Below are 14,562 nucleotides of genomic sequence, written 5' to 3'. Positions count from 1 at the left end.
TTGTCAGGCATAGCTGTTGAGCATGACCGGCATCACAAGCATCAGCATCTCCTCACCTTCTTCTGCCTCTGCAGGTTTCACAATTCCTGCGCGGTTTGGAGATGAAAATTCAAATTTGGCTTCCTCGCCGTCTACATTGTTCAGCACATCCGCAAGATATTTGGCATTAAATCCAATCTCCATCTCACCTGAATCATACTCGCACGCAATCGTCTCTTTTGCCTCGCTGCTCATATCGAGATCTTCTGCACGAATAGTGAGCTTGTCGCTGCCCAGCTGAAGCCGTATCTGCCGGGTTGTTGTGCTCGAAAATACGGATACACGCCGTACGGTGGCCAGCATCTGGTTTTTGTCGATCAGAAGCTCCTTGTCATTGTCGCGCGGGATTACAGATTCGTAATTTGGGTACTGTTCGTTGATGAGCCGTGTGATAATGATGGTATTGCCGCTTTTGAACTGCGCATGATCGTTTGAGACGGTCATGTCACAATCCCCTCCGTCAAGCGCCTTGTTGACCAGGTTGAGAGCTTTATCCGGAACGATAAAATTAAGCGGCTGCTCGGAGGTAAGATTTTTATTGACAAACTTGACAAGACGATGACCATCGGTGGCAACAAACTTGCTCTCTTCTCCCCCGATATCAAAGTAAACTCCCATCATGGCCGGGCGAAGATCGTCGGTTGAAACAGCGAACATGGTTTTGCCAATGGCTTTCTGTACCAGTTTCGTATCTGTAGAAAGCGTAACCCCCTCTTTCATATCGGGAATCTCCGGAAACTCATCAGATTCTTCTCCAACCAGTTTGTAATTCCCCTTATCTGTCCTGAAACGGACATTCTGAGTCTCATCCACTTCAAAAAATACATTGATATCGGGAAGCTGACGGAGTGTTTCAAGCAGTCGCCTGGCCGGTACGGCAACCGCTCCCTCCTCCTCAATTTCAGCATCGATATATTCAATAATAGAGATTTCAAGATCGGTAGCTGAAAGTTTGAGCCTGCCCTCTTCCGATTCAAACAGAATGGTTTCAAGAATGGGAAGCGTTGCCTTTGTCGGAACCGCACCAATTACGGCCGACAACCCCTGGTTGAGGTCGCTGCTTGATACATTAAATTTCATAGTAAGATGTCAATAGTTAGTAAGTCGGGGGACCTAAAAATCGTTAATTTTTGTCCGGTTTCAAGACAACTTATACTAACAAATCCTGCCTCTTACCGCAACAATAAAAGAGGACCTGTATTATCAAAAACAATGTATTTCTCCCATTCGGGGCGAATCATCGAACGGGCCCGATTCCCTCTTTGTGCGTTGGTCAATTCCCTTATCTTTACAGCATGAGTATGAGAATAATCATAGCCGGCCCTACTGCCTCCGGAAAGAGCTCACTTGCCATGCGTATTGCAAGACTTCTCGACGGTGAGATTGTATCTGTCGATTCCAGGCAGTGTTACCGAATGCTCGATATCGGTACAGCCAAACCCCCGGAAGAGGATTTATCCGAAGTTCCCCATCACAACATTTCCATTCTTGATCTTACCGAAAACGACACGGCAGCCTCTTTTCGGATACGGGCACTCAAAGCTGCAGAGGAGATAGAGCGGCGCAACCATACCGTAATCTTTTGCGGGGGGAGCACGCTGCATCTGCAGTCTCTGATACAGCCTTTGGACGACCTTCCGGGAGCAAATGAACAAAATCTCAGCACGCTGAAAGAGTGGGAGCAGAAAAAGGGTATTGAATATCTATACGGCATGCTGCAGGAGCACGACCCCGACTATGCAGCATCAATGGACGGAATGAACCGTCAGCGCATTTACCGCGCACTCGACGTCTGGATGCAGACCGGAAAGCCGTTCAGCAGCTTTCACACCCATGAGAAACCCACCCTGCCCGAAAATTACATTTTGTTCGCCCTCCATCATCCCAGAAAGGTTCTTCATGACCGTATCTCTATGAGAACCGACAGAATGCTTGAGGAGGGGCTTGTTGAGGAGACAGAAGCCATCCTTTCGCAGGGGTACAGCCCCGAACTTCAGTCACTGCAAACGGTGGGGTACAGGCAGGTCATTGACTATCTCAACGGCAGCATCGGCTACGATAAAATGGCAGAAGATATTAAAACGGCAACGCGTCGATATGCAAAACGACAGATCACCTGGCTGAGGAGATGGGACTTTGTTAATTGGCTGGACATGAGCCGATTAAGCAAACAGGAAGCTGCCGATTATATCTGCGCTCAGGTAGCGGCTGACACTAATAAAGGTTAACTTTAATGCTTTGATCAAAACAAGAAATTTGAGCATGTATAAAGCGAAAATCAACATTACCCTTCGAAAATCCATCCTTGATCCAAAAGGCAAGGCTGCACGCAGTGCATTGCACAATCTTGGCCTTGACGAAGCCAGGGATGTCAGGATTGGAAAATTCGTGGAAATGGACATTGAAGCCGCTAACGATGATGAAGCGTACAAGCTGGCTGATGAAGCCTGTTCAAAACTCCTCGCAAATGAAGTGATGGAGGACTATCGGATTCTTATCGAAAAAGCTTAACCGCTTATGCCAGATCCCTACTCAGACTTCTATATCATTAACGCGCTGCCGGAACCGGTTAAAACACCGGATGTGGACGTTCTTGAGGAGACCGAAGAGAAAGACTCTGTTGATACACCGTGGAAGCTCATTTTGTATGATGACGACATTCATACATTCGATGAGGTGATAGATCAGCTCATCAAGGCACTGGGATGCAGTACGGCAAAAGCTGAAGAGCTCACACTGAAAGTTCACAATGACGGCAAAGCCGTTGTATTTGAGGGTAGCTTTGAAGAGTGTCTGAAAATCAACTCTGTTTTACAGGAAATTCAACTTATTACTGAAATTAAAGGATAGAAGAGTGTCAAAAAGAATTGGTGTAATCGTTTTTCCGGGTTCAAATTGCGACCATGACGCATACCACGCCATGAAGCATGTGATGGATGCTGATACGGAGTTTCTCTGGCACAAGGATTCCGACCTTTCAGGCATCGATCTGCTGATTGTACCCGGCGGTTTCTCATACGGCGACTATCTGCGTTCAGGGGCAATTGCCAGATTTTCCCCGATCATGAATGCCGTTATGGATTTTGCAAAAAAAGGAAACCCGGTTCTGGGAATTTGCAACGGTTTCCAGATTCTCCTTGAAGCGGGTCTGCTTCCCGGGGCAATGCTGCACAATGAAGATCTGAGATTTGTATGCAAACAGGTTCACATTCGGGTTGAAAGCAACCGGTCTCTCTTTACCTCAGGTATGGAAACAGGCCAGGTGATCCGCGTTCCCGTGTCGCACGGGGAAGGTAATTACTTTATTGATGAAGAGGGTCTGGCCAGGCTGGAAGACCAGGATCAAATCGCATTCCGGTATTGTGATGAAAATGGGCAGTTGACGGAAGAGAGTAATTTTAACGGGTCCGTCTCCGCCATCGCGGGGATCACAAACCCGTCAGGCAATGTGCTTGGAATGATGCCGCACCCCGAACGGGCCATGGAAAGTGTACTGGGTTCCGACGACGGTAAACTCTTTTTTGAATCGGTTTTCAATTCACTTCATATCGCCTGATCAATGAACCACGAACTGCTTGCTTCCATCACAGAGGCTCCCGGAGCTCCGGGACATGAAAAACCTGTCCGCGACCTCGTAATGAATGTACTGGAACCACATGTTGACGAGATCTACACGGACCGGATGGGTAATCTGATCGCACGCAAAAAGGGTACCGGGCCAAGGGTAATGATGGCCGCTCATCTGGATGAAATTTCATTGATCACCACCAAGGTGGACAAAGAGGGGTTTATCCGGTTTTCAACCCTCGGAGGCTTCGACGCTGAAACCCTGGTTACCCAGCGGGTGGTAATCCACGGCAAAGAAACACTGCGTGGTGTGATCGGCAGCAAACCCATTCATATACAGTCGGATTCTGAGAAAAAAGAGAAATCAAAACTTGAGAATCTCTACATAGACACCGGTATCCTGGATCACGAAAAGGTAAAAGAACTGGTTCCCGACGGAACTCCGGTTACACGGGAAAAGAATCTCGTTCAAATGGGTGATTGCGTCACCTCAAAATCTCTTGACAACCGGGTATCCGTTTACATCCTGGCAGAAGCACTGATGCAGGCCGGTTCCACAAATTGTGACCTTTATGCAGTTTTTACAGTTCAGGAAGAGGTGGGAGTGCGCGGCGCACGAGTCGCTTCAAATGCCATTCAGCCCGAAATAGGCATTGCCCTCGATATTACCCTCGCAAATGATTTGCCCGGCGTAAGCGATCATCAGAAATGTACCACATTGGGGGAAGGAATCGGGATCAAGGTGATGGATAAAAGTATCATCTGTACACCCTCTTTGGTTCAGCATCTCGAGAAGCTTGCAGAAGATAATTCTATACCGGTTCAGCGTGAGGTGCTCACGGCCGGAGGCACCGATACATCCGCCATGCAGTATCTCATGGGCATCGGAAGCCATGTCACATCCATCTCCTGCCCTACAAGGTATGTTCACAGCATGGTTGAAACCTGCGCAGTAAAAGATATTGAGGCAGGTATCCGTCTTACACGAACTTGTATTGAGCAGATCGGAAACTATTCATTCGAATGACAGCACCTGATTCACAACCCATGAAACTGCACAGCAGCGAACTTGTGAAAAGTTACCGCAAGCGCACCGTTGTGGACCATGTATCGATCAATGTGAACCAGGGCGAAATTGTGGGATTACTCGGCCCCAACGGCGCAGGGAAAACCACCACTTTTTACATGTTTACCGGTATTGTAAAGCCCAACTCCGGACGGGTGTTTTTGGATGATAAAAATATTACCCGTAAACCGATGTATCAACGGGCTCGTATGGGTATCGGATACCTGGCTCAGGAGGCCAGCGTGTTCCGCAACCTCACCGTAAGGCAAAACCTACAGGCCGTACTCGAATTCCACGGACTGTCCAAAAAAGAGATTAACGAACGTGTTGACCATCTTATCGAAGAGTTTGGTCTCCAGAAAGTAGTAAACACCAAAGGGTACAGCCTCTCGGGCGGAGAGCGCCGCAGAACGGAAATCGCCAGGGCACTTGTAACGGATCCCAAATTTTTCTTGCTTGACGAACCCTTTGCCGGTGTGGACCCGATTGCGGTTGAGGATATTCAGGAAATTGTAGCTGATCTGAAAAACCGTAATATCGGAATCTTTATCACAGACCATAACGTGCATGAAACTCTCGCCATCACCGATCGTGCTTACCTGATGTTTGAGGGAAGAATTTTACGGGAAGGAACAGCGGAGGAGCTTGCAGATGATGAGGAAGCCCGCCAGCTGTACCTGGGCCGGCAGTTTAAACTCGACCGTTACAGGTGATTAACCTGCCAGAACATTACTATCAATCCGCATAACAGACTACACCACATAATACAACAGGATGAAAGAAACGACCGCAGAAGAATTAAAAGAGCGAATGGATAGCGGAGATGACTTTACTCTTCTTGATGTACGTGAACCGCACGAATACTACATGGCAGATCTTGAGGGCACCACCCGCATTCCGTTTGATGAGCTGAACAGCCGTATGGATGAGCTTAACAAAAAGCAGGAGATTATTGTACTCTGCCGTTCCGGAAGTTCCGCAGGAGATGCGGTTGAACTGCTTACCGAAAACGGTTTTGTAAAATCTTCGCGCCTGAAGGGAGGTATTAACGAGTGGGCCGCAAAAATTGATCCCTCAATTCCGCAGTACTAAACCTCACCGCTTTATACAGACAGAGACTCTGTACGTGTATTGAGTCTGTTTAATCAGGTTGTGGCTGCGATCTGCTTAAAGATTTCGTCATTGCTCTCGGTGCGCCGCATAACCTGAAGCAGCATCTGCATGGACTCTTTGGGTGCTTTTTTGAGCAGAAATCTGCGAACCATATTTCTCTCCTCAAGGGAGTCGGTGATGAATTTATCTTCATTCCGCGTTCCGGAAGCCGCAATATTGATAGCGGGATAAATACGATCGTTTGCTATTTCGCGGTCCAGTACCAGTTCCATATTACCGGTACCCTTAAACTCTTCAAAGATGAGGTCATCCATCCGGGAGTTGGTTTCGACCAGGCATGTAGCAATAATCGTCAGTGATCCGCCACCCTCTATTTTTCGGGCTGACCCGAATATTTTCTTGGGAATCTCCAGGGCGCGGATATCCAGTCCACCGGATAGTGTTCGTCCGCTGTTTGTCTGAGCGGCGTTATAAGCACGTCCCAGTCGCGTCAGTGAATCGATAAGAAGCACAGCGTGCTCTCCGAATTCGGCTTTGCGCTTCACATAGCCAAGGGCCATTTCAGAAATGCGCACGTGGCTTTCAGTGGGTTTATCGTTGGATGAGGCAAATACTTCAGCATTGGTTGATCTAAGAAAGTCCGTTACTTCCTCAGGCCGCTCATCCACCAGCAGTATGCCCGTATGGATATTCGGATGGTTATCGGTTAAACTCTTTGCAATTTTCTTCAACAAAACGGTTTTACCCGTGCGCGGAGGCGCCACGATCAGCGCGCGCTGACCTTTTCCAATAGGTGCAACGAGATCAATAACCCGAAGTTCGATATCGTCCGGATTATGTCCGAGTTGTATGTATTGATCCGGCATGATGGGCGTTTGCAGTTCAAACCGGTTTATTTTTTGCCATTCAGCTGCCGGGCGGCCATTGATTACATCAATTGAGTGAACGTGGCGATTTCCGCTCTGATCCTGCTCAAACTCTCCTTCCAACACCAATCCGGATCTGAGGTCATGATGCTTAACCTCTTCAGGTTTCAGAAACGGATCTTTTGGATCGTAACTGAACTCAAAGTCTATTCTCCTGATAAATCCATATCCCTTCTGATTGATCTCCAGAATTCCGTTATATCTGCCGCCTATACGGGTTTGCTGATTATGGTGGAATTGTGGTACAAATCCGCTTTTCTTTTTTCCCTTTTGCTTGCCTTTCCCTTTTCCTTTGCCTTTGCCTTTTTGAGAACGGCCTTTGTGTTTATGTGATCGTGCCATGCACCAATGGTTAATGAATTAGTTGTCTTTGTCTTTATTTCAGCTGTCTGAAAGTATTGCTTGTGATATCGTTCTTTAAGAAAGAAGAGCATTAAAAATTCCGCCTGGATAGCAGAACCGGAGAGAAGAATTGTGGTGCTCATCGGTAATGAGCACCACATAACACCAAGATAAGGAAGGAAATCGGTTATAAAAAATCAGCGAACTGTTGTTGTTTCGTTGATCCAGGCGTAACAGTCGCGCAGGCTTCCATCTATCTCTATTTCATCACCCGGTTCCCAGCCTCTGAAAAATTTATCCTCGGATGATGGAAGTACGGGCTCATACGTTCTGTATTGGCGCTGTACCGTACTGGCTACAGAAGAGTCCACATTTCGGGCCTGGTCGAGATAGTCGAGTACCAGCCAGTAGACCACGCGGTCGTCACGGTCGATCTGGCGTCCGGACGTACACTGTGTGACTGCCGCCGCATAGATGGATGCAATACGAATATACGGCTCTCCCCAGCTGCGGTCGAGCTGGCTTGCAGCCCGTGCATATCTTCTTGCTTCCTGAAGGTTACCGGTATTTTGATATGTTTCGGCAATCTCAAGGTTCACGCGTTTCTTCTCATCAGCGTCATCCGTAAGGTTGAGTGCTTCGCGAAGGTACCGGATTGCTTCCTGGTACTGCGCATCGGAAAGATCATACTCGGCAAGGCGTCTTGCATTTTCGTACGTCTTGTTCAGTTCGTAGAGGCGTTCCGCATACCTGATTGCTTCAGCGCGGTTGCCCTGATCTTCATTCAGCTCTGCAAGCTCCTGTATAAGTTCAAGATTACCGGGATCCTCTTCGAGCTGTGATTCAAGGAATGTAATTCTCTCCTCAGGATCGGAAAACAGCTCATTTCTGAATTCATCAAATGCCGATTGCAAAGACTCTCCGGCCATCGGCTCCACTTCCTCCATCATTGAAAGAGCTTTATCCCTTTCATCCTTGTTTACGTAATTCGACACAAGAATTTGAATGTAGTATCCGTCTCCGGCCTGTACCAGACGCTCGGGATCAAGCTCGTAAGCTTTTTCATAGTCGGAGTATGCTTTCTGCAAACCGTCACTGATCTGGCTTTGATGCTCCTGATGAAAACGACCACGGTTAAAGTACCAGTCATAGTAATCGATATTCTCTTCATCAAACGTGGCAAATGCATCGTCATAAATAGCGAGAGCGGTATCGATATAAGCCGAACGCATGGTAGGGTCGTTTGCCTGTTTTGAGAGTTCAGCATATACGTCAATCATCCGTTCAAACTGCTTCGGAAGGCTAAAACGGTTAGCTCCCTCAATTTCCATGGGTTTTTTCTCAAGCATCCACTTACCAAACTGCAGGGCCATATCATAGTTGCCGGTTCTGTAATTTTCGTAGAAAATTGAGTATGCCTGAATCTCGCTCATGCCGTAGGGAGGTTCGCTTTGCGAAAAAGCCTCTGTGGAATAAGCGAATAAAAGTGCGAATACTGCGATGTATTTTTTCATGGTTCTGATGTTGGTTACTGACGTATATAAAACTGTTTATAAGGAGATTTTATTACACTTCGCCAAGTTTTACTGGAATTTAGGCCTTACAAACATAAATTCGGCTAAATTCAGTGAAAGTGTAAATCCCCATATATTCTCTTTAACTAAATCTGACGATTGTGTTCCCCGGATCCCATAATGAAAGTTTAAATCAATGGATGACGAGGATCTTGTGGAGATCACTCCGATACCCGCATTAAAAAGGATTGTCTCAATATCATTGCCGTTAATCGACAGGTGCCCCGTATCGTAGCTTGTTCCGAAACTGTACTTGAGCCCCGACAATAAGCCATCGGCCTGCTCATCCCTGTAAGGATGGTATTGTACCCCCAATCCGGTCTTAACCCGGTTTTTGTAATATGCCTCCTGCTGTGCACTGTAGCTGTAGCGGGCTTCATCCCACTCCTGCATCAGCATTTCAGCGGTAACATTTACAAAGCGACTTAAATTATACGTAAGGCCTGCGTTAAATTCCAATGGTAATGTTACAGTTCCGTTGCGGTCGGGTGAACCTTCATTCAGCTCTATCAGGGTCCGCTGATTTTCGACGGTCCTGAATGTTGAAATTGTGCGTGTCGCATCAATAGTGACAGGCAAATTGACGGAAGCCCCCACTGACAGCTGATCATCTTCGTTAAACAGGTCTTCTTTAAACATGAATAGTCCAAAGCGGTGGCCGTACCCATATCCGCTGAGGTCCCTGTTCGTCAGGATGGAGGCATATCGTGCATCAGAAAATGCAACGGTACTTTCCTGCTGCTGTGCCAGCAGGTTTGCTGAAAAGCCATAACCGGCCGACAGATTTTCGGTCAGCCGGAGCCCCATTCCAATTTCAAACCGGTTTATTCCTCCGGTTCCCGCAATATTTGAGATAAAGTTAACATCGTCCGTTTGGGATGATACATCGAGCGGATCAAAGTTTCCTTCCTCAAAAACCTCGAAATTTGAACGGGTTAATGGTGTAAATGAAGCTGAAACACCCAGTCTGTTCCGAAGCACAGGAATTACCAGCTGAAAGTTCTTGAATGCCAGAAGTGCGTTTTCGGCGGACGAATTCCTGTCAGTTGCACGGAAACCATTCATTGACAGGGTCAGATTTCCCTGTGTAAATCCGATCAAGCCCCAATGCGCCGGATTGGCCGTGCTGGTGGTCATATTTGTAAATGTGGAAACTCCTGCAACCCCCATTCCATCAGTGTAGGGGGATTTTACATCAACAGGAAGCCCGAACCCAAAGCCTGAGTAGAATGAACCGGAGCTTGCAAGATCACGCGCCTGAGCCGAAGAGTTTTCAGGCAGGAGGAAGGATGCAATTACAACTGTAAAAAAGAATATGGCGGATATTAATCTCATCTGACCTGTATTAATCGACTGATGTTATCACAATGCGCGGGCGGAGGTCTTCGGCTGCCGTCTCGTCATAGAACGTAGCTGAATATAGCAGGCCGTTTACGGCCTGAAGCGATATGAACAGCGGCCCCTCTCCCTCATCGCCGAACACCTCATTAAGTACATACCGCGTAATATCGAGCCGGTATGTGTTTTCACCTTCATCCACCAGCCCGTTATAGGCTGCAGATGTAATAAACATTTCAGAAGTAATGTCGGATGGCACAGGATCGAATTCATGCGCCCTGATTGAAAACAGTTCGGGACGTTCAAACGAGGGATAGAGATCTTCCTGCATGGTGTTTTTGGTAAGCACCAGGGATGCATTCACGATGTTCTTGTTTCTGAGTTCTTCCCGGGTAAACTCAGGATCGACCCTCAGAATCCGCTCGCTGTTATGCAGTACGATACCGCTGTCATAGTCGGGCTCATTCGTCCGTATCACCGATGCGCCCCAGTCTCTCAGCGTAAGAGGCTGTGCAATCGGATCGGGTTCTTCTTCATCGCTGTCGTCCGGATTTACCGTGTATACAATGAATTCAGTTTCCCGCTCTTCTTCATCTGTTTGCTGAAGGTGTCTGAAAAAGTGGATTCTGGAATTGGCAGGTGAAGGAACGATGGCAAGACCGGGAAACTCGTTGATGTAGGTAGAGTCGCGCGAGCTTGAGATTGAGTTGAAGTAAGATTTGAATTTATCGGTCCATTCAGCGCTCAGTTCAACCTCTATACTGTCTTCATTGGCCATTTGAAATGTCGCTACGGGGGTGCTCTGATCGATACTTATCTCCTGATTGTATCGAAGTTCATTTCCCCTCCAAAGCTCTCCGGCCTCATATATGGTGAAATCTGATACTGACGTGGTATCCCCGTAATCAACCACACTCTGAGAGAGTTTCAGGGTTATGTAATCCCCTTCAAAAATCGAATCGACCGTAGCCCTGGATATGCTCGGCTTAAACAGGGAAACAGCACGTATTGTGCCGTATACGGGATCTTCAAAATAACCGGCAGCAGACTGCTGAAGGCGTCCGGAAAATGTATTTTCAACAATTACTTCAAGGCCACCGCCGTCGATATTCTCAACGGTTTTGACGATATCATTGTCATCCGGCCTTAACCCATCTCCCACCGTTCCCGAAGACTCGCAACCGGCAGCAATCACGCCCAGAAGAAGAAAGGCAGCGATTGACCATCGACTGCCTTTTATAGCAAGCTTTTGCCCGATTGACCGGGCTGTTTTCAGGATTTCCCGATTATTCATCTTCTCCGGCAATCTCCCGGTAGTATTCAGCAAATTTCTTAGATACATCTTCGGGCGAACCCTGTATTTTAGTTGGTTTGATATTTAATTCCTTGAACAGGTCATCGAACTGATCAGAAAGGTGATTGCCGGTAACAACGTGATCACTGTATCTGAGCCCTGCCTTAAGAAGATTCACTTTTCCGTCTTCAACAAATGAATCCAGATCCACGCTTTCGGGCAGTCCAAGAAGCTCCAGAATCCTGGTCCCCTCAAAAAATCCTTTATTTTCAGGATGGTGCAGATTATAAACAATGCTGGTGTTCTTAAAAATATCCTCGTTATTGTACTTTTCACGAACAAGCAGCGGGATTAGTCCTGCAGGCCAGTCGTGGCAGTGGATGATGTCCGGCTCCCATCCGAGACTAATAACTGTTTCGATCACACCTTTATTGTAGAACGCCAGGCGTTCGTCATTGTCATCGTAGAATTCATCTGTTTTGGGGTTTGTAAACATCCCCTTTCTCTTGAAATACTTGTCGTTATCGAGAAAGTAGACCTGCAGTTTTGCATTGGGAATACTGGCAACTTTGATCTTCATGCTCTCAACATTTTCGCCAACTTCCACTTCAATGCCTGAAAGGCGAATAACTTCGTGAAGCCTGTTGCGCCTGTCGTTAATCGTGCCAAACTTTGGGAGCAGTATTCTGATTTCAAATCCCTGGTCCTGAAGTGATGCAGGCAGGAAACGAAGCAGGTCTGCGGTGTGCGTCATTCGGGCAAAAGGTGCGATTTCGGTAGCTGCGTAAAGTATTTTCATAGATGTAAGTTGAATTGCTTTATTTCTGTTCTGATAACCCCTGACTTCCATTGCCCGGATAGAAGTCTCTGAACTGTTCGTCTTCTATTGAATAAAAGTCGAAAAGTGTGTCGCTTCGAAGGCCCAGGCGAAGCGTTTCAACAGAAATTACCTCTGAAGGATTGATATTCCCCAGGTTTACATTGCTGCCAAATTTTCTGATAAACCAAACCTGCTGTTCTTTCTGAGGTGCTTCGAAGAGCAGATTTTCAACAGGAACCTGATCGGCAATTTCATCAATTAACCCGGACCGGATTTCACCGTTTGGCCTGAATACACCAACTGTTCCGCTTTCACGGGCTTCGCAAATTACTTTCCACGCACCTGCATTCATTTCATTCCGGATCATTTTTACCCACTTGTAGGGTGGAATGATATCATTCGGATTTTTACTGCCCACTTCAGACAGAACGGTAAAATCCTTGCTGAGTTGTTCAATAATGTCGAGCTTGCGCTTTTCGGAAAGCAAAATAGTACCATTAGAAACCTCTACGTAGCGCAAACCATACCGTTTTAACAGCTCAACATAAGCGTCAAGCTGATCTCTGAGCACATAGGCTTCAAAAAGGGTTCCTCCGAAATAAACCGGAATATCGTTACGGTTGTAAACGTCTATTTTTTCTTCCAGGTTTTGGGTCACATATGATGTGCCCCATCCCAGCTTAACAATATCGGTGTAGAGAGCCGAGGATTCGCAAAAATCTTCAGCCTGGCGAATGCTGTAACCTTTGTCAAGTGCAAGTGTTATCCCCTTGTTGCGGGGCTTGGCCGTTCGAGCCGGCAGATGATTTAAATGAAATGACATTCAACGTTTTTCTTCATTAACGGAACGGCTAAAGATACGAAACGGTGCTTTTCAATAAAAGCCTGCCTTCATTCCGATTATTAGCCTTCAGACTGCTTTGCTATACGATTGCCCATATCTACCAACTTTTTAATTCTGGCTTCGTCGATATTGTGGAGCATCCCGGCAGTGTATCTCCAAAGCCAGTTATCGCCAACCGTGGCAGGAAGGTTCATCCGGTGTTCGGTACCCAGGCTCATATAGTCCTGAAGCGGGAATATGGCCTGATCGGCCACCGACAGCATTCCCAGCCTGATCAGCTCCCATTCGGGCTGTGATCCGTCAGAACGGGTGTACTCTCTCATTCTGTGTTTTTCAACTTCAGGTGCGGATTCATACCAGCCAACGGTTGTATCATTATCGTGGGTACCGGTATAGGTCACACTGTTTTGCGAATAGTTGTGCGGGAGAAAAGCGTTTTCAGAGTCTGAATCAAAAGCAAACTGAAGTATTTTCATGCCGGGGAAATGAAAACTGTCGCGCAGTTCCTCAACAGAAGGCGTCATAACTCCAAGGTCTTCTGCAATGATCGGAAGCTCGCCCAGCTTGTCATGAATGGTCTTGAACAGTTCACGTCCCGGAGCTTTAACCCATTTTCCGTTTATAGCCGTTTTTTCGCTGGCTGGAACTTCCCAATAGGCATCAAATCCCCTGAAATGGTCTACCCGGATCGCGTCATAAAGTTCAAACATCTGCTTGAATCGCTCAATCCACCAGGAAAAGCCATCCTTTTTCATTACCTCCCAGTTGTAGAGGGGGTTTCCCCAAAGCTGGCCTGTTTCACTGAAATAGTCGGGCGGTACACCTGCCACCAGCTTCCGGTTACCCTGTTTATCGACTGCAAAATAGGAGGGGTTTGACCATACATCCGCACTGTTGTGATCTACAAAAATTGGAATGTCGCCAATAACCCGAATGCCGCGATCGTTCGCATATTTTTTGAGATCGGCCCACTGACTAAAGAATTCGTACTGATACCAGAGCTGGTAACGAAGCTCATCCTCATATTTTTCGCGAATCTTCTCAATCGTTTCAGGATCGCGCTGCGCCAGTTTTTTATCCCAAAGGTTCCATGGCTTTCTGCTGTTGGCTTTTGAACAAGCCATAAAAAGACAGTAGTCATCCAGCCAGTATTCGTTCTGCTTTCTGAATCTGTCCAGATTTTTTTTCTCCTCCCCGTTCATTTGCTCATAGTAACGGTCGGCTGCGGTTTTATAGAGAGTATCCTTTGCCTCGTACGACCCTTCGTAATCGGCGCGCAGAGTAACGGGGAGTTCTGCTTCAGCAGCTTCGGCAGGTTTCAGCAAACCTTTTTCCACCAGGCGGTCCGGGCTAATCAGGTAGTGATTGCCCGCAAATGCCGAATAACTTGCGTAGGGTGAGTTTCCATAACCGGTTGGCCCCAGCGGTAGCACCTGCCAAATACTCTGGTTGGTTCGGACTAAAAACTGAATAAATTCCCTGGCCTCACTGCCAAGGTCGCCCATACCATATTTCGATGGAAAAGAAGTGGGATGCACAAGCGTCCCGCAAGATCTCGGAAATCTCATTTTATATCTGTCTGAATTAATAAATTTCTGCCGATTAGCCTTAGTTGAAGCGGCAGGACTCTGCTGCGTCT

General features: G+C 47.1%; 15 protein-coding genes. 7 read left to right on the top strand and 8 right to left on the bottom strand.

The genetic code is table 11. The features are described from left to right. Positions 1–3 precede the first annotated feature (3 nt). Positions 4–1,119 carry a DNA polymerase III subunit beta gene (dnaN, locus tag DDZ15_RS13270; protein ID WP_109647597.1) on the bottom strand — a complete coding sequence of 372 codons (1,116 nt, stop codon included), beginning with the start codon at positions 1,117–1,119 and terminating at the stop codon, positions 4–6. Positions 1,120–1,334: 215 nt separating this feature from the next. Here dnaN and miaA point away from each other — a divergent pair, with 215 nt between their 5' ends. From miaA to DDZ15_RS13235, 7 genes are all read left to right on the top strand, one after another. Continuing rightward, positions 1,335–2,267 carry a tRNA (adenosine(37)-N6)-dimethylallyltransferase MiaA gene (gene miaA / locus DDZ15_RS13265; protein WP_242979031.1) on the top strand — a complete coding sequence of 311 codons (933 nt, stop codon included), beginning with the start codon at positions 1,335–1,337 and terminating at the stop codon, positions 2,265–2,267. 34 nt (positions 2,268–2,301) lie between these two features. Then, positions 2,302–2,550 (top strand): phosphoribosylformylglycinamidine synthase subunit PurS, encoded by a 249-nt coding sequence (gene purS, locus DDZ15_RS13260; RefSeq protein WP_109647595.1) that lies wholly within the window; start codon positions 2,302–2,304, stop codon positions 2,548–2,550. A gap of 6 nt (positions 2,551–2,556) precedes the next feature. After that, positions 2,557–2,889: an ATP-dependent Clp protease adaptor ClpS gene (locus tag DDZ15_RS13255; RefSeq protein WP_109647594.1), complete on the top strand. Its 333-nt coding sequence runs from the start codon at positions 2,557–2,559 to the stop codon at positions 2,887–2,889. A 4-nt stretch (positions 2,890–2,893) separates the two neighbouring features. After that, the gene (gene purQ / locus DDZ15_RS13250; RefSeq protein ID WP_109647593.1) at positions 2,894–3,595 is read left to right on the top strand and encodes a phosphoribosylformylglycinamidine synthase subunit PurQ; all 702 of its coding nucleotides are present in this window, start codon (positions 2,894–2,896) and stop codon (positions 3,593–3,595) included. A 3-nt stretch (positions 3,596–3,598) separates the two neighbouring features. Next, a complete protein-coding gene (locus DDZ15_RS13245) occupies positions 3,599–4,633 on the top strand; it encodes a M42 family metallopeptidase (RefSeq protein WP_109647592.1) in 1,035 nt (344 codons plus the stop codon). After that, on the top strand, positions 4,630–5,385 hold the full coding sequence (lptB, locus tag DDZ15_RS13240) for an LPS export ABC transporter ATP-binding protein (protein WP_109647591.1): 756 nt from the start codon (positions 4,630–4,632) through the stop codon (positions 5,383–5,385). Before DDZ15_RS13245 ends, lptB begins: the two co-directional genes overlap by 4 nt. Before the next feature lie 61 nt (positions 5,386–5,446). After that, a complete protein-coding gene (locus DDZ15_RS13235) occupies positions 5,447–5,764 on the top strand; it encodes a rhodanese-like domain-containing protein (RefSeq protein WP_109647590.1) in 318 nt (105 codons plus the stop codon). 53 nt (positions 5,765–5,817) lie between these two features. On the opposite strand, the gene rho is transcribed toward DDZ15_RS13235, so the two are convergent. From rho to malQ, 7 genes are all read right to left on the bottom strand, one after another. Then, entirely contained in the window at positions 5,818–7,053 is a 1,236-nt protein-coding gene (gene rho, locus DDZ15_RS13230; RefSeq protein ID WP_109647589.1) for a transcription termination factor Rho, read from the bottom strand. 197 nt (positions 7,054–7,250) lie between these two features. Further along, a complete protein-coding gene (locus tag DDZ15_RS13225) occupies positions 7,251–8,567 on the bottom strand; it encodes a tetratricopeptide repeat protein (RefSeq protein ID WP_109647588.1) in 1,317 nt (438 codons plus the stop codon). A 69-nt stretch (positions 8,568–8,636) separates the two neighbouring features. Then, entirely contained in the window at positions 8,637–9,962 is a 1,326-nt protein-coding gene (locus DDZ15_RS13220; RefSeq protein ID WP_109647587.1) for a hypothetical protein, read from the bottom strand. Between the two features lie 10 nt (positions 9,963–9,972). Further along, entirely contained in the window at positions 9,973–11,259 is a 1,287-nt protein-coding gene (locus tag DDZ15_RS13215; protein ID WP_109647586.1) for a hypothetical protein, read from the bottom strand. Beyond that, entirely contained in the window at positions 11,252–12,058 is an 807-nt protein-coding gene (locus DDZ15_RS13210; protein WP_109647772.1) for a glycogen/starch synthase, read from the bottom strand. Before DDZ15_RS13210 ends, DDZ15_RS13215 begins: the two co-directional genes overlap by 8 nt. A gap of 19 nt (positions 12,059–12,077) precedes the next feature. Further along, positions 12,078–12,902: a phosphosulfolactate synthase gene (locus DDZ15_RS13205; protein ID WP_109647585.1), complete on the bottom strand. Its 825-nt coding sequence runs from the start codon at positions 12,900–12,902 to the stop codon at positions 12,078–12,080. A gap of 80 nt (positions 12,903–12,982) precedes the next feature. Continuing rightward, positions 12,983–14,491: a 4-alpha-glucanotransferase gene (gene malQ, locus DDZ15_RS13200; protein WP_109647584.1), complete on the bottom strand. Its 1,509-nt coding sequence runs from the start codon at positions 14,489–14,491 to the stop codon at positions 12,983–12,985. Positions 14,492–14,562 lie beyond the last annotated feature (71 nt).

The organism is Rhodohalobacter mucosus, assembly GCF_003150675.1.
In the GTDB taxonomy this organism is placed as follows: domain Bacteria; phylum Bacteroidota; class Rhodothermia; order Balneolales; family Balneolaceae; genus Rhodohalobacter; species Rhodohalobacter mucosus.
This window is presented reverse-complemented; position numbering and strand designations above follow the sequence as displayed.

Coding starts and splice junctions, on each gene's coding strand:
- DDZ15_RS13205 (WP_109647585.1), bottom strand. CDS start 12,902: ATGTCATTTCATTTAAATCATCTGCCGGCTCGAACGGCCAAGCCCCGC.
- DDZ15_RS13225 (WP_109647588.1), bottom strand. CDS start 8,567: ATGAAAAAATACATCGCAGTATTCGCACTTTTATTCGCTTATTCCACA.
- DDZ15_RS13245 (WP_109647592.1), top strand. CDS start 3,599: ATGAACCACGAACTGCTTGCTTCCATCACAGAGGCTCCCGGAGCTCCG.
- DDZ15_RS13220 (WP_109647587.1), bottom strand. CDS start 9,962: ATGAGATTAATATCCGCCATATTCTTTTTTACAGTTGTAATTGCATCC.
- DDZ15_RS13215 (WP_109647586.1), bottom strand. CDS start 11,259: ATGAATAATCGGGAAATCCTGAAAACAGCCCGGTCAATCGGGCAAAAG.
- DDZ15_RS13210 (WP_109647772.1), bottom strand. CDS start 12,058: ATGAAAATACTTTACGCAGCTACCGAAATCGCACCTTTTGCCCGAATG.
- malQ (WP_109647584.1), bottom strand. CDS start 14,491: ATGAGATTTCCGAGATCTTGCGGGACGCTTGTGCATCCCACTTCTTTT.
- rho (WP_109647589.1), bottom strand. CDS start 7,053: ATGGCACGATCACATAAACACAAAGGCCGTTCTCAAAAAGGCAAAGGC.
- purS (WP_109647595.1), top strand. CDS start 2,302: ATGTATAAAGCGAAAATCAACATTACCCTTCGAAAATCCATCCTTGAT.
- miaA (WP_242979031.1), top strand. CDS start 1,335: ATGAGTATGAGAATAATCATAGCCGGCCCTACTGCCTCCGGAAAGAGC.
- DDZ15_RS13235 (WP_109647590.1), top strand. CDS start 5,447: ATGAAAGAAACGACCGCAGAAGAATTAAAAGAGCGAATGGATAGCGGA.
- dnaN (WP_109647597.1), bottom strand. CDS start 1,119: ATGAAATTTAATGTATCAAGCAGCGACCTCAACCAGGGGTTGTCGGCC.
- lptB (WP_109647591.1), top strand. CDS start 4,630: ATGACAGCACCTGATTCACAACCCATGAAACTGCACAGCAGCGAACTT.
- DDZ15_RS13255 (WP_109647594.1), top strand. CDS start 2,557: ATGCCAGATCCCTACTCAGACTTCTATATCATTAACGCGCTGCCGGAA.